We start from the raw sequence: 18,370 nt of genomic DNA on the forward strand, positions 1-18,370 counted from the left end.
TTTACCAGCGTTGTCTGTGCGCACCAGCCGTAGAGGGCTGGTGGTGAGCGATAACGCTGGTGTTGGCGTGGGAGGGCTGGTGTTGGCGTGGGAGCGCTGGTGTCTGCGGTTTACCAGCGTTGTTTGTGGGCACCAGCCGTAGAGGGCTGGTGGTGAGCGATAACGCTGGTGTTTGAGTGGGAGGGCTGGTGTTGGCGTGGGAGCGCTGGTGTCTGCGGTTTACCAGCGTTGTTTGTGGGTACCAGCCGTAGAGGGCTGGTGGTGAGCGATAACGCTGGTGTTTGAGTGGGAGCGCTGGTGTTGGCGTGGGAGCGCTGGTGTCTGCGGTTTACCAGCGTTGTTTGTGGGTACCAGCCGTGGAGGGCTGGTGGTGAGCGATAACGCTGGTGTTGGCGTGGGAGCGCTGGTGTTGACGTGGAAGCGCTGGTGTTGGCGTAGAAGCGCTGGTGTTGGCGTGGCGACCGAGCGCGGCGGGGGTGCGCCAAGCTGTGGGCGCCGACGCTGCGGTTGTTGGGAGTGCACAAAGTTCCCCGCCCACGCTTGGACGCTCACCGGTTGCTTCCAGAATGTGGACGCCCTTGTCGCCGCGCCGACTCGCCAGCGGCCAAGATCGGTGGAAGATTCGTCCTCAGCCCCTTTCAGGGGTGGAGTCTGCTTTCAGGAGGTCCACGTGTTCCAGCGCATCGCCATCGTCAACCGGGGCGAGGCCGCAATGCGGCTCATCCACGCCGTTCGCGACCTGAACGCCGAGAACCGGGATGCTGCGCCGATCACGACCATCGCCCTCTACACCGACGCCGAGCGCTCGGCCATGTTCGCCCGCGAGGCCGACGAGGCCTACCCGCTGGGCCCGGCCTCCGAGCGCCCGTACCTGAACCACGACCTGCTGGCCAAGGTGCTCGTCGAGGCCCGAGCCGACGCCGTCTGGGTGGGCTGGGGCTTTGTGGCTGAGGACGCGGCGTTCGCCGACCGCGTCGAGAGCCTGGGCATCAAGTTCATCGGCCCCTCCGGTGACGCCATGCGCAAGCTGGGCGACAAGATCGGCTCCAAGCTGATCGCCGAGGAGGTCGGCGTCCCCGTCGCACCCTGGTCGCGCGGGGGAGTGGACACCCTCGACGATGCCCTCGCGGCCGCCGAACGAATCGGCTACCCGCTCATGCTGAAGGCGACGGCGGGTGGCGGCGGCCGCGGCATCCGCAAGGTGGCCTCCGCCGACGAACTTCGCGAGGCCTACCAGCGCACCCGCGACGAGGCGCAGCGGGCGTTCGGCTCCGGCGTCGTGTTCCTCGAGAAGCTCGTCACCGGCGCCCGCCACGTCGAGGTGCAGGTCATCGCCGACAGCCACGGCCAGGCCTGGGCAATCGGCGTGCGGGACTGCACCGTCCAGCGTCGCAACCAGAAGATCATCGAGGAGTCGGCGTCCCCGCTCCTGACGAAGGAGCAGTCAGACGAGCTCAAGGCCTCGGCGGAGCGGCTCGCGCTGGCCGTCGGATACCAGGGGGCGGGCACCGTCGAGTTCCTCTACCATCCCGGCGAGAAGTTGTTCGCGTTCCTGGAGGTCAACACCCGCCTGCAGGTGGAGCACCCCATCACTGAGGTGACAAATGACTTCGACCTGGTCAAGGCGCAGCTGCACGTCGCCGCGGGCGGAGCACTCGAGGAGCGTCCCACCGAGTTCGGACACGCCGTCGAGGCCCGCCTGAACGCGGAGGACCCCGACCGCGACTTCGCTCCGAGCCCGGGCCTCATCACCCGGCTCGACCTGCCCACCGGCCCCGGCATCCGGGTGGACACCGGAGTCGCCGAGGGCGACGTCATCCCCGCGGACTTCGACTCGATGATCGCCAAGATCATCGCGCACGGCCGCACCCGCGCGGAAGCGCTCGGTCGCCTGCGGCGCGCCATGGCCGACACCACCGTCGTCATCGAGGGCGGCGCCACGAACAAGAGCTTCGTCCTCGAGCTGCTCGACCAGCCCGAGGTCTGCGGCGGCGACCCCGGGGTCCCGTGGGCCGACACCGGCTGGATCGACCGGGTGCGCGCCGAGGGGGGCCTCGTCGCCGACGCCCACGCCGGCGTCGCGCTGGTCGTAGCGGCCATCGAGGCCTACGACGAGACCACCGCCCGCGAGCGCGACCGGCTCCTGGAGACTGCCCACGGCGGCCGCCCGCAGACGCAGCACAAGTCCGGCGTCAGCGCCGACCTCAAGCTGCGCGGCGTCGCACACAAGGTGAGCGCCTACGCCACCGGCAACGAGCGCTACCGCGTAGTCGTAGACGGCGTGCCCACGCAGGTCGAGGTCCAGCGGCTCGACGAGGTGCATGGCCGCATCACGGTCAACGGGGTGCGCCACCACGTCGTCTCCGCCATGCACGGCCCCATCCATCTCGTGGAGGTGGACGAGGTCATGCACCGGATCTCCCGCGACGAGGGCGGCATCCTGCGCTCACCCGCGCCGGCGCTCGTCGTCGCCACGCCCGTCAAGGTGGGCGACGAGGTGGAAGCCGGGACGCCGGTGATCGTGCTGGAGTCCATGAAGATGGAAACCGTCATCCCCGCGCCGTTCGCCGGCCGCGTGAAGGAACTGCTGGCGATGACCGGCTCCCAGGTGGAGACGCTCGCGCCGCTGGTGCGGCTGGAGCCGATCGGCAACGGTGGCGACGCCGCAGCGGCCACCGAGGCGGCCCCCGTCGAACTTCCCCCAACCGCCGACGACGCCGACGCCGCCACGCGGGCCCGGCAGCTGTGCGCCGACCTGTCGGCCACCCTCATGGGCTTCGACGTCGACCCCTCGGCGGCCCTGGTCAAGCGCTACCTGGCTGCGCGCGACGAGGTGATCGCCGAAGGCGGGGACGTCCTCACCGGCGAGATCTCGCTGATCGAGTTGTTCGCCGACCTCGCCGAGCTGAGCCGCAACCGGCCGTTCGGGGAGGACGCGAGCACGGAGTTGCGGGTCCATTCCGACCGCGAGCACTTCCACCGCTACCTGACCACCCTCGACGCCGAGCGCGCCGGCCTGCCGGAGCACTTCGAGTGCCGCCTCAAGCGCGTGCTGCGTCACTACGGCGTCGAGTCGCTGGACCGGACGCCCGAACTGGAGCAGGCGGTCTTCCGGATCTTCCTGGCCCAGAAGCGGATGGCCACCGACGTCCAGATCGTGATGGCCATCCTGGACCGCTGGATGTCGGAGCCCGCGCCCGACGCCGAGCGCGCCGGTTCCGCCCGGGCCCAGCTCGAAAGGCTCAAGGGCGCCACCCAGCTGCGCTACCCCGCGGTGGGTGACCAGGCCCGGTCCGTGCGGTTCCGCTGGTTCGACCAGCCGCAGGTGGACGCCAACCGCGACTCCGTGCTGGCCGGCGTCGCCGACGAGGTGGAGGCCCTCGCGGCCGGCCCGGACGCACCCGACTACGAGGAACGCATCGCAGCCCTGGCCGCGATCCCCGAGTGGACCGCGAACTTCCTGGCCGCACGCCTGGGCCGCTTCGGCGTCACCCCCACCGAGCCGATGCTGGAAGTGCTGCTGCGCAAGTACTACTCGGACCACGACCTGACCGGCGTGCACCGCTTCGACAGCTGGGGCCGGCCGGTGCTGGTGGCCGACTACCGGCTCGACGAACGGCCCACCCGGTTCATCTCGTCGGTGGGCACCGCGGACGAACTGGCCCCGGGCGGTCCGCTGAACCGGCTTGTCGCCCACGAGATCGGTGTGCGGCCGGCGGACAGCCAGGCCGTGGCCGAGCTCTACGTGCTGTTCCCCGACGACGCCGACACCGACGAGGTCGGCGAGTCGCTGGCCGGGACCCTGGCGTCGTGGCAGTTGGACAGCTGCGTGCGCCGGGTCGCCGTCGGGATCTGCAAGTCCTCCGGCGAAGTGGACTACCGCACCTTCCGCTTCCCGGACGGTGAACCCGTCGAGGACGTCCGCATCCGCGGGCTGCATCCGATGTCGATCCGCCGCCTCGACCTGTGGCGCCTGCGGGACTTCGACCTCACCCGGCTGCCGGCGCCCACCGACGTGCTGCTGTTCGAGTGCGTCGCGCGGACCAACCCTGAGGACCGCCGGCTGGTGGCCATGGCGCAGGTCCGCCAGCTAGCCGCCGTCTACGACTCCGACGGCCGCCTCGTCGGCCTGCCCCATGCCGAGCGCGCCGTGGAGCACTGCCTGGAGGCCATCCGCCGCACCCGTGCCGCCCGGGGTGCCGCGGGCAGCAAGCTCGACATGAACCACGTCTGGGTGCACGTCTGGCCGGAGGTCCACCTGGACCTGGCGGACCTGATCCCGCTGAAGAACAAGATCACCCCCCTCTCCGACGGCGCGGGCATCGAGGAGGTCCTCTGCCACGGCCGGTTCGCGCAGGGCGACGGCACGCCGAAGCCGCTCGCGGTCCGGTTCCACGCGAAGGCCGGAGCCGGGGTCACCGCGTCGGTCACGCCACCCCCGACCGAACCGCTCAAGCCGCTCGACGACTACGCCGGCAAGGTGCTGCGCGCGCGCCGTCGCGGGCTGGTCTACCCCTACGAGCTCACCGAGACCCTCGCCGGCCCGGGAGGGACGCTCGTCGAGATGGACCTGGACGAGAACGGCCGCCTCGTCGACGTCGACCGCGCGCCCGGGCGGAACAAGGCCGGCATCATCTGCGCCCGCGTCACCACCCCGACCGAACTCCATCCCGAGGGGATCACGCGCATCGCCCTGTCGGGTGACCCGACCAAGGGTCTGGGAGCCGTCGCCGAGCCCGAGTGCGCCCGCATCATCGCCGCGCTCGACCTCGCCGAGGAACAGGGCATCCCGGTGGAGTGGTTCACCCTCAGCTCCGGTGCACGGATCGCCATGGACTCCGGCGTGGAGAACATGGACTGGGTGGGCGCGGCGCTGCGACGCATCGTCGAGTTCACGCAGGCCGGGGGCGAGATCAACATCGTCGTCGCGGGCATCAACGTCGGCGCCCAGCCGTACTGGAACGCCGAAGCCACGATGCTGATGCACACCAAGGGCATCCTGGTGATGACCCCGGACTCGGCCATGGTGCTAACCGGCAAGCAGTCGCTCGACTTCTCCGGTGGCGTCTCCGCCGAGGACAACTTCGGCATCGGCGGCTACGACCGCGTCATGGGTCCCAACGGCCAGGCCCAGTACTGGGCGCCCAACCTGGGGGCCGCGCTGGAGATCCTCATGGGCCACTACGAACACACCTATGTCGCGCCGGGTGAGACCGGGCCGCGACGGGCGCCGACGCAGGATCCGGCAGACCGCGACATCTCCGACTACCCCCACGACATCCCGGGCAGCGAGTTCGCTACCGTGGGCGAGATCTTCTCCGCCGAGCACAACCCGGACCGCAAGAAGCCCTTCGACATCCGCACCGTGATCGCCGCCGTCGTGGACGCCGACCACCCGACGAGCGAGCGCTGGGCAGGCATGGCCGACGCCGAGACCGCCGTCGTCATGGACGGCAGGGTGGGCGGGCACGCTGTGACCGTCATCGGGATCGAGTCCTCGCCCGTGCCGCGGCGCGGGTTCCCGCCGGCCGACGGTCCGGAGACCTTCACCGCCGGCACCCTGTTCCCGCGTTCCAGCAAGAAGGTGGCGCGGGGGATCAACACCGCCTCGGGCAACCGGCCCGTGGTGGTGCTGGCCAACCTCTCGGGTTTCGACGGTTCGCCCGAGTCCATGCGCAACCTCCAGCTGGAGTACGGGGCCGAGATCGGCCGTGCGGTGGTGAACTTCGACGGACCCATCGTCTTCGTGGTGATCTCCCGCTACCACGGCGGCGCGTTCGTGGTCTTCTCCAAGCGGCTCAACGAGAACATGACCGTGCTCGCGCTCGAGGGCTCCTTCGCCTCCGTGCTTGGCGGCGCCCCCGCGGCGGCCGTGGTCTTCGCCGGCGACGTGCGCAAGCGCACCGAGACCGACCCCCGGGTGACCGAACTGGACGCACGCCTGCGCTCGGCCGCTCCCGAGGAGCGCGGCGAACTGCAGCTGGCGCTGGCCGAACTCAAGCAGTCGGTGCGGGCGGAGAAGATCTCCGAGGTTGCCGCGGAGTTCGACGGCATCCACAGCATCCACCGTGCAGTGGAGGTGGGGGCCGTGGACAAGGTGATCGCGACGTCGCAGCTGCGGCCCGCCATCATCGAGACCATCGAGGCCTTCGAGGGACCCGCCGCTGCCAGTGAGACGCCGAGGCGGGCGCGCCAGTTGATCTGACGCGGCCGCCTCGGGGTGTCCATGGACCCTTGCGGGTCAGCTCGCCGGGATGCCCATCGCGACGTCGATCGCCTCGGACTGCGTCAGCGAGAACGGGGTGGTGGGGTCGCGGTGCAGGCGTAGCGTTGCCTCGGCGTGGGCCTGAACCTTCAGGTTGTCGCTCGTGGCGGCAGCCTGCTCCAACAGCGATTCGACCAGCGACGGGCCCTCGGGGCCGAGCTGTGCGGCGGTCCGGCTCCCGAGATCGACGAGCGCCCGGCTGAGGCTGCGCATGGCGTCGTAGTCAGACCTGCCCAGTTCCCTGACGAGTTCCCGGGCCAGCCACTCCACCTCGTGGTCCGGGACCAGGGCGACGGCGGCCCGCCACGCGGGACGGGCTACGACGTCGTCGGTGTCGTGGACGTGGTCCACGGTCAGCCACTCCCACGTTCCCGGCGTCTTCAGCTTGGACAGCGTGTGCAGTGCCTGCCCGCGGGCCTGGGCGTAGGAGGAGTGCAGGTCCACCCGGAGTTGCCGCAGGACGTCGTCATGGGGCTGGTGGATCAGGGCCCACGTCAGCATGTCGCGAACGCCGAAGTCCGGCTCGACTCCGCAACGCTCGACCAGCGCCTCGACGAAGGCTGCGTCGGGGTAGGTACCGGCGGCGAGGGCCGCCCTCAGGCGCACGTTGGCGCTCTCGTGGGACAGCGCGCTGTGGAGCTTGGTGATCTGGTCTGTGGTTGCTGGCATCGCGGTCTCCTTTCGACCTCGCCCCACTACACACCCTCACGTCGCGTGAGGGTCAAGCCGCGCTCGCGGCGATGCGTTCGCGGGCGCCCGTTGCACCCGCTTGGCCTTGTCGGGCGACGTTTCGGCGTAACGTTGCGACATGGCGAGGAGGTCGGCTGCTGGCGGGCGCGATCTCCTGCGCGGTCTGCTGCCCGGCGTCTCCGTGTTGCGGCACTACGAACGCGCCTGGCTGGGCGGGGACGTCGTCGGAGGCGTGACCGTGGCCGCCTACCTGGTCCCGCAGGTCATGGCCTACGCGGTCGTTGCGGGGATGGAGCCGGTGGTGGGCCTGTGGGCCTCCATCGGACCGTTGGTTGTCTACGCGGTCCTGGGGTCTTCGCGGCAGTTGTCGGTCGGGCCGGAGTCGACCACCGCGCTCATGACCGCTGCGGCGGTGGGGGGCCTCATCGGCTCGGTGGGGCAGGACCGTGCCGCCGACGTGGCCGCGGCGCTGGCGCTCGCCGTCGCCGCGGTTTGCGTGGCGGGTTGGCTGGCGCGGCTGGGATTCCTCGCCGACCTCCTGTCCAAACCGGTGCTGGTGGGATACATGACAGGCATCGCGGTGCTGATGATCACCAGCCAGCTCGACGAGGTCACCGGGATCGCGCTCGACGCGGACTCGCCCTACGAGGAGGTCCGCCAGACCATCGCCGGCGTCGGGGAGGCGGACCCGCTCACCGTTGGCATCAGCGTCGCCGGGCTGGTGCTTCTGTTCGGCCTGCTGGCGCTCGTGCCCAAGCTGCCGGGACCGCTGATCTTCGTCGCGCTCGCGGCGCTGGCGTCCTGGGTGTTCGACCTCGGGGCTCGAGGGGTTGAACTCGTGGGCGACATCCCCAGCGGTCTGCCCGCGCTGGGGATCCCGGACTTCTCCGGACTCGACCCGGCCCTGCTCATGGCCGCCGCCGTCGGGGTCACCGTAGTCGGGTACTCCGACGTCGTCCTCACCGGCCGGGCGTTCGCAGCCCAGCGGGGGGAACGGGTGGACGCCAACCAGGAGTTCCTCGCGCTGGGCGTGGCCAACCTGGCCGCCGGTCTGGGCAGCGCCTTTCCGGTCAGTTGCAGCGGTTCCCGCACCGCGCTCGGGGACTCCGTCGGCACCCGCACCCAACTGCACTCCCTGGTGGCGGCGGGCGTCGTGGTGGTGGTCCTCTTCGTCGGCGGCCCCGTGCTGGCGGTCTTCCCCCGCGCGGCGCTCGGCGCGGTGGTCATCTACGCCGCTGTCCGGCTCATCCAGCCCGGCCAGTGGCGCCGGATCGCCAGGTTCCGCCGCAGCGAACTGGCCCTGGCCGTGCTCACCACGCTGGGGGTGCTCTTCCTGGGCGTGCTGCAGGGGATCGGCGTGGCGATCGCCTTGTCGCTGCTGGAGTTGCTGCGGCGGCTGGCCCGGCCGCATGACGGCATCCTCGGCCGGCCGCCGGGGGTGGCAGGAATGCACGACATCGACGACTACCCCGACGCGGTGCAGGTGCCCGGTCTGGTGGTCTACCGCTACGACGCCCCGCTGTTCTTCGCCAACGCCGACAACTTCATCCGACGGGCACTCGAGGCGGTGGACTCCGCGCCGACGCCGGCCCGGTGGTTGCTGATCAACGCGGAGGCGAACGTGGAGGTGGACAGCACCGCCGTCGACATGCTGCGCACCCTGCGGGACGAGCTCAGGAAGCGCGGGGTCGTGCTGGCGATGGCGCGCGTGAAGCAGGACCTGCGCGACGACCTGGAGGCGGCCGGCTTCATCGAACTGGTCGGTGAGGACTTCATCTTCCCGACGCTGCCGACGGCGGAGGAGGCCTACGACGCCTGGGTCAGACAGAACCCGGCTGGCTGACGCCGACGCGTGGGAAGCGTGGCGCATGCGGGTCGGTACTCAGGCCCGGTTGCGCCACACTTGCGGGCTCAGGGGACGCGCCTGGTCCACTCGTCGTCGGCGAACTTGGTCTCCACCAGGTCCCGTGCCCGGGCGAGTTCGTCGTCGGTGTAGGTGCGTCGCCGGGTCTTGTAGCGGCCCTCGAAGTGGGCCAGGAAGGAGGCGATGATCTCGTCGCGCGGCAGCTGGGTCTGGGACCGGAGGGGGTCGACGCGCTTGTTGGCGGACCTCGTGCCCTTGTCGGAGAGCTTTTCGCGCCCGATGCGCAGCACGTCGAGCATCTTGTCGGCGTCGATGTCGTAGGCCATCGTGACGTGGTGCAGCACCATGCCGCCCGCGAGTCGACGCTGCGCCGCGCCTGCGATCTTGCCCTTGTCGCTGGCGATGTCGTTGAGCGGCACGTAGCGGGCCTTCACGCCCAGTTCCTCCAGCGCCCCCATCACCCACTGGTCCAGGAACTCGTAGCTGCGCTCGAAGCTCAGACCCTCCACCAGCGACGTCGGCGCCACCAGCGAGTAGGTGACGCAGTTGCCGGGTTCCATGAACATGGCTCCGCCGCCGGTGATGCGGCGCACGACGTCGATGCCGTGCCGGGCGGCGCCCTCCTCGTCGATCTCGTTGCGGTAGGACTGGAAGGACCCGATCACGACCAGTGGGCTGTCCCAGTCCCAGAGCCGGAAGCTCGGGCCGGTTCTGCCGTGCGCGGCGTCGGTGGCCAGCACCTCGTCGAGGGCGACGTGCATCCTCGGGTCCATCCGGACAGGTTCGATGACGTCGAAGACGTGGTCCTCCCACCCCGTGGCATGTCCCAGCGCACGTCGCACAGCGATGCCGACCGCCTCCGGGTTGAACCCGATCATGTTGGTCCCGGTGCGAAGCCGGTTGGAGATGGCGGTGGCGATGTCGGCCACCGACGCACTCTCCGGCAGGCCGACGAGGGCGTCGTTGATGTCGTCCAGGGCCTCGTCGGGTTCCAGGAAGAAGTCGCCTGAAAGCGCCGCGCGGCTGAGTCGGCCGTCGGCCACCTCCACCTCGACGGCGACCAACTTTCCACCTGGGACCTTGTACTCACCGCGCATGGACCGACCCTAGCGCGGCTGGTTACTCGTCTGCGTTGATCATGAAGTGCGCGGCACGGGTGAGGTAGTCGCGCAGTTCGAGGTCGTCGAGCGCGGACAGCCCGAGCGTGTCGACGGCGGCCATCATGTGGTGCAGCCAACGGTCGCGCTGTGTGTGGGTCACCCGGAAGGGAGCGTGCCGGATCCGCAGCCGGGGGTGGCCGCGCGTCTCCTGGTAGGTCTTTGGGCCGCCCCAGTACTGCTCCAGGAACAGCAGCAGCCGCTCCTCCGCCGGGCGGAGGTCCTCCTCGGGGTACAGCTCCCGAAGCGGTGGGTCCTGGGCGACGCCTTCGTAGAAGCGGGCCACCAGCTTGACGAAGGTCTCGTGCCCGCCGACCCGCTCGTAGAACGTCGGGGGGATCTCCTGCTCACTCACGCCAGCCAGTCTTCCAGATCGGTCCGGGGCCCTGGTTCCCCCGACGCCACTCTCAGAACGTTCACGAGGTCCATTGGAACGCCCACAGCCGGGGAGAGGCAAACGTGGTGGGACCATTGGGGTAAACCGCGGCGCCCGCCATCGCGTTGTAGGGGCAGGAGGTGTCATGGCCGAGCAGGACGTCACAGAGGTTCGCGGTTTCGAGCGGTTCGTCACCGATCGGGGCCGCAGGCTCTGGCGTGCGGCCTGGCTGCTGACGGGTGATCGGCAACACGCCGAGGACCTCGTGCAGGCGGTGTTGTCGAAGTGTTACGGGCGCTACGACTCCATCGGAAGCGACGAGGAGTTCGAGGCCTACGTCCGAACCGCCATCTACCGGACTTTCGTGTCCTGGTGGCGTCGGATGAGCTGGCGCAACGAGTCGCCCACCGGGTTGGTCCCGGAGGAGCGTTCGCAAGCCTCGGCGGAGACGTCGTCGCTGCGGATGGACCTGATGCGGGCGCTCGACGGGCTGCCCCGGATGCAGCGCGCGGTACTGGTGCTGCAGTACCTGGAGGACCGCAGCGTCGAGGACATCGCGCGCGAGCTGGGCATCGCGCCCGGCACGGTCAAGGCACACTCCCATCGAGGTCGCGCAGCCCTGCGCGGCTCCGTCCATCTGGCAGATGCAGGGGTGAAGCAATGACCGACGACCAGTTCTCCAAGGCCTTCAAGGACATCGTTCCCGAATCGCCCGCCCCCGACGGCTGGGCAGCGGGAGCGCTCCGCAGGCGACGCAACCGGAACATCACCTTGGCGGGGATGGCAGGCGTGCTGGCGCTCGCACTGGCGGTGCCGGTGGGCCTGAACCTGGGCGACGATCCCCGGATTGTCGCCAATCCCGCCGAGAGCTCGAGCGAGACCCCGACTCCGTTGCAGAGCCCGAGCCCTGAGTTGCCGGCCCCGGCAGCCCCCACCACCTTCGGCGCGGCGGCCTGCTTCGACGAGGCCGGCCAACTGGTGCAGGGCAACGAGCAGACCCAACTCCGCGACGGCGCCGTCCGCGCCTGGCTCTGCGGAGACGCCAGCGCCGAGAATTCCGCGGGCACCGTCGGTCCGCTCGAGGGTCTGGAAACAGGAGTTGACCAGATCTACCAATTCGTGGATTCCCAGCCGGAACTCGACATCGCCGCCATCATGTGCACCGCTGAGTACTCCCTGGCCTACCGGGTGGTCCTCGAGTACGGGGACGGTTCCACGGAGGTGGTCAACGGTGAGACCCACGGTTGCCAGACGATCAATTACGGCACGACCTACCGCGAGGGTGGCGTGGAGTTCCTGGACGTGCTGAAGGGCTTGTGGCGCGACCAGCGCAGCGGTGCCGACACACCCACCGAGCTGCAGACGAACCCACCCTGCCAGCCGGCTTCATCGATGCTCGTGCCGGCGCTCAAGGACACTCTGTTCGTCTTTCTGTGCGCGGACAGCCCCAGCGGCAACATGTCTGGCCAGAGCCCGCTTGATCCATATCTGGCGGCCGGCGTCAAGCGTGAGATCGAGTCGAATTCGGTCAAGGGGCAACCTGCGGGCCCGGGCAACGCCTGGTTGACCATGGTGGATGGCTGGGGTGACTGGTTGCAGCTGACTTCACCCGACCGCGGGGAGAGCTTCTGGTACACCGACGCCGAGGGCGTCACGTGGACCTGGGCCCCGTCGCCGGAACTCAAGGCCGAACTGCAGCCGATCATGATGGACGAGCCCAGTGAGATCCCTGTGGACCCACCGGTCGACCAGCCGGTGGTGGAACCCACTCCCGACGAGACCGTGGTCGACCCCACACCTGACGGCTCCGTGACCCCTTCGGTTGAGCCGCAACCTGACGAGTCGGTGCCCCCGACCTTGCCGCGCTTCTGCAGGCCGAGCAACACGGTGGAATCCGACGTCGAGGTCACTCTCGAGGACCCGATCAGCGAGGGATTCGTCTGCACGGACACCCTGAGCCAGGCTTATCCGAGGGAGATTGCCCTGCCCTCTGATCTGCTCGAAGCCGTGGTGAGCGAGGCGTCCACGGAATCCGTCGTGGACGACAGGGGTGGCTGGACCTTTGAGGACGCCTCGCTGATCCTGGTCACGGACGAAGGCAATCCCATGATCGTGCACCAACTCTCCTACGACATCCCTGATCAGTTGGCTTTCATCTGGCAGGACGGCGCGGATCTGATGATCTGGGAGGTGTCCCCGGGCTTGGCGTCGGAACTCGCGCCATACCTGGCAGCCTGATCGCCGGAAGCGACCGCGTCGCGCTCGGATCGGAAGAACCGGTCCGAACGCGACGCGTTTCGCGTGTCAACCTGATGGCGTCCGGTCATCGTTACGGGGGGGCGAGCGGAACCCGGCCCGACCCTGGGCCCGGTCCAGCGGATTCGAAAGGTCTTCCGATGAAGGACGATGAGTTCTCCCGAACACTGGGCGAGAGCGTGCCGCCGGTTCCCGCAACCGGTGGCTGGCTCGACGGTGCTCGCGCCAAGCGGCGTCGCAGGCAAGGGCTGGTGGCTGGTCTGGCATCGGCAGTCGCCGTCGGGTTGGTGGCGCCCTTCGCGCTGACGATGGCCGACTCCGGGATCGACGCCGTGCCGACGGACGCGTCCCCCACCAGCAGCGCCACGGCCCCGCCGCCAACGGAGTCCGCGAGCCCGAGCCCTGACGCCTCCGCGACCGGTACCGACCTTTGCAGGGTGGACGACGTGCTCGAGCCGGTCACGGGGTTCCCTGAGCCTGGGCCGGCGACGACGTTGGTGTGCATCGGGACCCTCACCAAGCAGACTCCGACGGGCGTGCAGTTGGAAGTGCCGGGCCTGAGCATGAGCTCGCAGGCCATGTTCTGGTCTGAGAGGTCCGAGGGTGAATGGAGCAGGGAGGACTCCTCGCTGTTCTTCCAGTTCGAAACGGGTGAACTGCTGGAACTGTGGCAGATCAGCCGCGACGACGGGGCACTCGCCTACGTCTGGAAGATGCTCGACGACGAGCGAGTCTGGGTCCCGGATCAGCACACCGCTGACGAGCTCGGCGCACACCTGGGCAAGCAGTTCACGCAACCCACGGAGACAGACAGCTGCGACGACCACCAGGCGGCCGGTCCCGGCGCGTCGGTGAGCCTTGACGACAACTTCATCGAGGGGTCGGTGTGCACGGGCGGGGACATCATGACGCTGGAGCCACTCGCCGAGGTCGAGATCCCGGCGGATCTGGTCAAGCGGATCGCGGCCGAGGCAAGGGTTGCGTCGGAGCGGAACTCGGACCTACTTTCCGGCGGTATCGCCACAACGCTGCTTCTCAGAACCGAACAGGGCGAGCAATTCGTCCTCGAACTGGCCGAGTACCGCCCCGGGGCAATGGCGTTCTTCTGGTACGACGGCACCCGGGAGGATGCGAACCAGATGGTTTGGTTGGTGTCGCCGGAACTGGCCGCTGAACTTGCTCCTCTCCTCGGGTCACACGCGCCTGTTCCTGACAGTTGGGTTCCGCAGGTGGAGGCCTGCCACCTGCTCTTCGAGTTCCACCCAGCACCTGCCACCTTCCGGGACACGATCGACCAAGGTGTTGCGTGCGACGACCAGGGCCCAGGGGAGGAGGCCTACATGCGCGAGGCGTCACTCCCTGCTGAGCTGGTGAAGGCCATCGTCGAAGAAGCCGGCAGCAAGTCCGTTCCCGACCCCTTCGGCGCCGTCACGTACCAGGGAGATGGCATCGTCCTGCGGACCGACGACGGCAGCCCGCTCGTCCTGCGGCAATTGGCGGAGGTGGAGGGCAACCCCTACTCCTGGATGGACGGCACGCAGCCGAGGCTGTGGCACCCATCCGCGGCGGTGCGGGCCCAGCTCTCGGAATACTTCGGCAAGTGATGGAGCGCGAGGACATGGAAGAGGCACTCGTGCACCCGCCGCTGGGGCGAGCAACCGGCGTTGACGTCACTGAACGTCACGACGACGCTCTCGAATCGTTCGACCCACCCCTGGAGAAGCTGGGGCTGGAGCGCTTCGTCGAGGACCGGGCGGCTCGGTTGTGGCGGGCAGCGTGGTTGTTGGTCGGTGACCGTCACCACGCAGAGGACCTGGTGCAGACGGCATTGTCGAAGTGTTACGGGCGCTACGACTCCATGCCTGACGACGGCGAGTTCGAGGCCTACCTGCGCACCACGATCTACCGCACCTTCGTGTCGTGGTGGCGACGCAAGAGCTGGCGCAACGAACGCCCCACCGAGTTCCTGCGGGAGGATTCCGCGATCCGCGACGGTGAGGCCGCCGTCCGGATGGACGTCAGGAGGGCGCTCGCTGAACTGCCGCGGATGCAGCGGGCAGTGATCATCCTGCAGTACCTGGAGGACCGGAGCGTGCAGGAGATCGCCGCAGACCTGGGCATCACCGTCGGATCGGTCAAGACCCACTCCCACAGGGGGCGGGCCGCCCTGGCGCGGTCCGGTCACCTCTCCGGGGAATCGGCCCTGGACAGAGGCGCGGCTAGCTAGCCGGCCGACGGGGACGGGCTGAGGTCCAGGCCCAGGTCCAGGACCGGAGCGGAGTGCGTGAGGGCCCCGACGGCGAGGTAGTCGACTCCCGTCGAGGCCACTTCACGCGCCCGCTCCAGCGTCAGTCCGCCGCTCGCCTCGGTCCGCACCCCGGCGGTGCGGCAGAGCGCGACCGCCTCGACGGTGTCGGCGAGATCGAAGTTGTCCAGCAGGACCAGCTCGGCCCCGGCGGTCACGGCCTCCCGCACCTGGGACAGGGTGTCGCACTCCACCTCGACGGTGATCGCCGGCGAATGCTCGCGCACCGCACGGAAGGCGGCTTCGACGGATCCGGCGGCGGCCACGTGGTTGTCCTTGATGAGGGCCGCGTCGCCGAGCGCCATCCGGTGGTTCACCCCGCCTCCGCAGACCACCGCGTACTTCTGCAGCGATCGCAGCCCCGGGACCGTCTTGCGGGTGTCGCGCACCTGCGCCCCGGTGCCGGCGATGGCGTCGGCCCACGCGGCGGTCACCGTCGCCACCCCGGACAGCTGCCCCAGGAAGTTGAGCAGGGTCCGCTCGGCGGTCAGCAGGCACCGGATGGGTCCGGTGATGCTCAGCACCGTGTCGCCCGCGGCGACGCGGGCGCCGTCGGCGCGGACCACCTCGACGGAGGTCGTGGCACCCAGCCTGGAGGCCACCTCCCGCAGCACCTCGATTGCAACGGGGACCCCCGCAATGGTTCCGGGCTGCCGTGCGACGACGTGGGCCGTGCCCGCGGCGTCGGCGGCGACGGTGGCCTCCGTGGTCACGTCCGGGCCCAGCCGGAGGTCCTCGTCCAGGGCGGTTGCGATGAGGCGACGGACCTCTGCGGGGTCCACGGCGTCCCAGGGGTCGGTCATGCTGCTGTCCTCTCGGTCTTGCGGACGTATTCATCCGCGAGCACCGGCGCGCCCGCATCGTCGAGCTGCACGACGATCCGGCGCTCCCAGTGCGGCGACGTCTCGGGGTGGTCCGCCCGGCGGTGGCTGCCGCGGGACTCGGTGCGAGCCTCGGCCGCCGCCGCCAGCACGATGGCGACGCAGTGCAGGTTCGTGGCCGTCAGCGCGGCGTGGTCCACGCGCCCCGCGTCACGCCGCGCCGCGTCCAGCTGCGCGCGGAGGGAGGCCAGGCCGCCACCGGAACGGGACACGAACGCGTGCTCCTGCATGGCGGCGCGGAGGGTGGGTACGGCGTCGGGAGCGACGGCGTCGGCACGCTTCCGGGGTGCCGGTGAGCCTGGCCGGCCGGGATCCGCCGACGCCAGCAGGGCACCTACCCGGTCGCCTGCCACGAGCGCCTCGGTCAGCGAGTTCGACGCCAGCCGGTTCGCGCCGTGCACGCCGGTGGCGGCCACTTCCCCGACGGCGAACAGCCCGGGCAGCGAGGTGCGGCCATCGAGGTCGGCCGCCACCCCGCCGCAGGCGTAGTGGGCCGCGGGGTGGACGGGGATGGGCTGGGTCACCGGGTCGACGCCGCGCCCGCGGCAGAGCGCGAGGATGCCGGGGAAGTGCCGCTCCCACTTGGCGGTCCCGAAGCGCGTGGCGTCCAGGAAGGCGTGCGGCTCCCCGGTGCGGGTGAGGTGGGCCATGATCGCGGCGGAGACGACGTCGCGCGGGGCGAGGTCGGCCAGCGGATGGACGTCGGCCATGATCCGGCGGCCGGCGCCGTCGACAAGTACCGCACCCTCGCCCCGGACCGCCTCGCTGATGAGGACCCCGCGCTGGGTGGCGGCGTCGTCGGCCAGCACGGTGGGGTGGAACTGGACGAACTCGAGGTCGCGGACGGCGGCCCCCGCGCGCAGGGCCGCGGCCACGCCGTCGCCGGTGGCACCCGGGGGGTTGCTCGTGACGGGCCACAGCTGCCCGAGGCCGCCGGTGGCCAGGACGACGGCGTCGGCGAGCAGGTCCAGGACCGTGCCGTCGTGGTGGAGCAACCGGACGCCGCAAGCGCGGCCGGTGCGGTCGGTGAGGACGTCGACGAGCCGGGTGCGCTCCAGGATCCGGGTCCGCGAGCCCGCCAGGCCATGTGACAGGGCCGCCCACAGGGCCCGTTCGACCTCGGCGCCGGAGGCGTCGCCGTCGGCGTGGATGATGCGACGCGCGCTGTGCCCGCCCTCCAGGTGGAGGTCGAGCGCGCCGGTTGGGTCGGTGTCGAACCGCGCCCCCAGGGCGATCAGCCGCCGGATGGCCGCGGGCGCGGAGGCGACGAGGTCCGCGACCGCGTCGTCGTCGCACAGGCCCGCACCGGCGGTGAGGGTGTCTGCCACATGCGAGGCGAGGGTGTCCTCGTCGTCCCAGACCGCGGCCAGGCCGCCCTGCGCCCAGGCTGTCGCGGACTCGGTGACGGCCCCGCGGGTGACCGCCACGCAGTCGAGGCCCGCAGCCGCCAGGTGGAGCAGGGCCGAGAGCCCCGCCGCGCCCGTCCCCACCACGACGACACCGGTGCGCACGCGCTCGGCCGGTGCCCCCGTCGCGAGCATCATTCGCCGCCTCCCGGCTGGCCGATGGCCACCATCCGCTCGACGGCGAGCCGCGCCCGGGCGGCGACGCCTGCGGGCACGTCCACCTCGAACTCCCTGGTCAGGGCAGGGTCGCCGAGGCAGGCCTCCAGCTTCGCGGGGGTGTTCAGCTTCATGTACGGACACACGGCGTCGGGATTCACCGCGCTGAACTCGGTGGTCGGGTTGGCCTTTCGGAGCTGGTGCAGCATGCCCACCTCCGTGGCCACCAGCACCTTCCGGGCGGACTCGCCGCGCGCCGCGTCGAGCATGCCGCCGGTTGACAGGATTCTGGTGCGCTCCTCTGGCAGTTCGCCGGAGGAGGCCAGCCAGAGCGCGCTGGTGGTGCAGCCGCATTCCGGGTGCACGTAGAGGTCGGCGTCGGGATTGGCGCGCACGGCGTCGATCAGGTCGCTGGGGGAGATGTCGGCGTGCACGTGGCACTCGCCCAGCCAGACGTGGATGTTGTCGCGGCCGGTCATTCGACGCACGTGGGCGCCCAGGAACTGGTCGGGCAGGAAGAGGATCTCGCGGTCGGCGGGGATGGAGCGGACGACGTCGACCGCGTTGGAACTGGTGCAGCAGATGTCTGTCTCCGCCTTCACCTCCGCGGTGGTGTTGACGTAGCTGACGACGACTGCGCCGGGGTGTTCTGCCTTCCAAGCGCGCAGCTGGTCGGCGTCGATGGTGTCGGCGAGCGAGCAGCCGGCCGCCTGGTCGGGGATCAGGACGCGCTTGTCGGGGGAGAGGATCTTGGCCGTCTCCGCCATGAAGTGCACGCCCGCGAACACGATCGTGCTCGCCTCGGAGGTGGCAGCGATTCGGGAGAGCGCCAGCGAGTCGCCGACGTGGTGGGCGACGTCCTGGATGATCGGCGACTGGTAGTTGTGCGCGAGGATCACCGCGTCGCGTTCCACCGCCAGGGCGTGGACACGCGCCTGCCAGGCTGCGATCTCGGAAGGACTCCAGACGGTGTGGTCCTGGAGGATGGTCATCGACAGCTCCCTTCGGTTACCG

At 70.1% G+C, this 18,370-nt stretch carries 12 protein-coding genes; 6 read left to right on the forward strand and 6 right to left on the reverse strand.

What is annotated here, in order from left to right:
- The first annotated feature begins 670 nt into the window (after positions 1–670).
- Positions 671–6,205 (forward strand): carboxyl transferase domain-containing protein, encoded by a 5,535-nt coding sequence (locus LKO27_RS00570; protein WP_227734964.1) that lies wholly within the window; start codon positions 671–673, stop codon positions 6,203–6,205.
- 36 nt (positions 6,206–6,241) lie between these two features.
- Here the strand turns inward: LKO27_RS00570 and LKO27_RS00575 are convergent, their stop codons facing one another.
- On the reverse strand, positions 6,242–6,934 hold the full coding sequence (locus LKO27_RS00575) for a HEAT repeat domain-containing protein (RefSeq protein ID WP_227734965.1): 693 nt from the start codon (positions 6,932–6,934) through the stop codon (positions 6,242–6,244).
- A gap of 139 nt (positions 6,935–7,073) precedes the next feature.
- On the opposite strand from LKO27_RS00575, the gene LKO27_RS00580 reads away from it, so the two are divergent.
- Entirely contained in the window at positions 7,074–8,798 is a 1,725-nt protein-coding gene (locus LKO27_RS00580) for a SulP family inorganic anion transporter (protein ID WP_227734966.1), read from the forward strand.
- A 68-nt stretch (positions 8,799–8,866) separates the two neighbouring features.
- Here LKO27_RS00580 and LKO27_RS00585 read toward each other — a convergent pair whose 3' ends face one another.
- Both LKO27_RS00585 and LKO27_RS00590 read right to left on the reverse strand, forming a co-directional pair.
- Entirely contained in the window at positions 8,867–9,916 is a 1,050-nt protein-coding gene (locus tag LKO27_RS00585; protein ID WP_227734967.1) for a biotin/lipoate A/B protein ligase family protein, read from the reverse strand.
- Between the two features lie 22 nt (positions 9,917–9,938).
- The gene (locus tag LKO27_RS00590; RefSeq protein WP_370629918.1) at positions 9,939–10,331 is read right to left on the reverse strand and encodes a globin; all 393 of its coding nucleotides are present in this window, start codon (positions 10,329–10,331) and stop codon (positions 9,939–9,941) included.
- Between the two features lie 166 nt (positions 10,332–10,497).
- On the opposite strand from LKO27_RS00590, the gene LKO27_RS00595 reads away from it, so the two are divergent.
- From LKO27_RS00595 to LKO27_RS00610, 4 genes are all read left to right on the forward strand, one after another.
- Positions 10,498–11,016 (forward strand): SigE family RNA polymerase sigma factor, encoded by a 519-nt coding sequence (locus LKO27_RS00595; protein ID WP_227734968.1) that lies wholly within the window; start codon positions 10,498–10,500, stop codon positions 11,014–11,016.
- Positions 11,013–12,590, forward strand: a complete 1,578-nt coding sequence (locus LKO27_RS00600) for a hypothetical protein (RefSeq protein WP_227734969.1) — start codon at positions 11,013–11,015, stop codon at positions 12,588–12,590. Before LKO27_RS00595 ends, LKO27_RS00600 begins: the two co-directional genes overlap by 4 nt.
- Positions 12,591–12,748: 158 nt before the next feature.
- Positions 12,749–14,212 (forward strand): hypothetical protein, encoded by a 1,464-nt coding sequence (locus LKO27_RS00605; RefSeq protein ID WP_227734970.1) that lies wholly within the window; start codon positions 12,749–12,751, stop codon positions 14,210–14,212.
- Positions 14,212–14,835 (forward strand): SigE family RNA polymerase sigma factor, encoded by a 624-nt coding sequence (locus tag LKO27_RS00610; protein WP_227737173.1) that lies wholly within the window; start codon positions 14,212–14,214, stop codon positions 14,833–14,835. The genes LKO27_RS00605 and LKO27_RS00610 overlap by 1 nt, the downstream gene beginning before the upstream one ends.
- Here LKO27_RS00610 and nadC read toward each other — a convergent pair.
- From nadC to nadA, 3 genes are read right to left on the reverse strand one after another with little or no spacing between them, the layout of a single operon-like run.
- Positions 14,832–15,716 carry a carboxylating nicotinate-nucleotide diphosphorylase gene (gene nadC / locus LKO27_RS00615; RefSeq protein ID WP_227734971.1) on the reverse strand — a complete coding sequence of 295 codons (885 nt, stop codon included), beginning with the start codon at positions 15,714–15,716 and terminating at the stop codon, positions 14,832–14,834. The two genes, LKO27_RS00610 and nadC, sit on opposite strands and share 4 nt — an antisense overlap.
- Complete coding sequence (gene nadB / locus LKO27_RS00620) at positions 15,713–17,338, reverse strand: L-aspartate oxidase (RefSeq protein ID WP_227734972.1); 1,626 nt, start codon at positions 17,336–17,338, stop codon at positions 15,713–15,715. The genes nadC and nadB overlap by 4 nt, the downstream gene beginning before the upstream one ends.
- The gene (gene nadA, locus LKO27_RS00625; RefSeq protein ID WP_227734973.1) at positions 17,335–18,348 is read right to left on the reverse strand and encodes a quinolinate synthase NadA; all 1,014 of its coding nucleotides are present in this window, start codon (positions 18,346–18,348) and stop codon (positions 17,335–17,337) included. Before nadA ends, nadB begins: the two co-directional genes overlap by 4 nt.
- Between the last annotated feature and the right edge of the window lie 22 nt (positions 18,349–18,370).

It is taken from the genome of Tessaracoccus sp. OS52 (genome assembly GCF_020687685.1).
Lineage (GTDB): Bacteria > Actinomycetota > Actinomycetes > Propionibacteriales > Propionibacteriaceae > Arachnia.

Coding starts and splice junctions, on each gene's coding strand:
- LKO27_RS00575 (WP_227734965.1), bottom strand. CDS start 6,934: ATGCCAGCAACCACAGACCAGATCACCAAGCTCCACAGCGCGCTGTCC.
- LKO27_RS00580 (WP_227734966.1), top strand. CDS start 7,074: ATGGCGAGGAGGTCGGCTGCTGGCGGGCGCGATCTCCTGCGCGGTCTG.
- LKO27_RS00585 (WP_227734967.1), bottom strand. CDS start 9,916: ATGCGCGGTGAGTACAAGGTCCCAGGTGGAAAGTTGGTCGCCGTCGAG.
- LKO27_RS00595 (WP_227734968.1), top strand. CDS start 10,498: ATGGCCGAGCAGGACGTCACAGAGGTTCGCGGTTTCGAGCGGTTCGTC.
- LKO27_RS00600 (WP_227734969.1), top strand. CDS start 11,013: ATGACCGACGACCAGTTCTCCAAGGCCTTCAAGGACATCGTTCCCGAA.
- LKO27_RS00605 (WP_227734970.1), top strand. CDS start 12,749: ATGAAGGACGATGAGTTCTCCCGAACACTGGGCGAGAGCGTGCCGCCG.
- LKO27_RS00610 (WP_227737173.1), top strand. CDS start 14,212: ATGGAGCGCGAGGACATGGAAGAGGCACTCGTGCACCCGCCGCTGGGG.
- nadC (WP_227734971.1), bottom strand. CDS start 15,716: ATGACCGACCCCTGGGACGCCGTGGACCCCGCAGAGGTCCGTCGCCTC.
- nadB (WP_227734972.1), bottom strand. CDS start 17,338: ATGATGCTCGCGACGGGGGCACCGGCCGAGCGCGTGCGCACCGGTGTC.
- nadA (WP_227734973.1), bottom strand. CDS start 18,348: ATGACCATCCTCCAGGACCACACCGTCTGGAGTCCTTCCGAGATCGCA.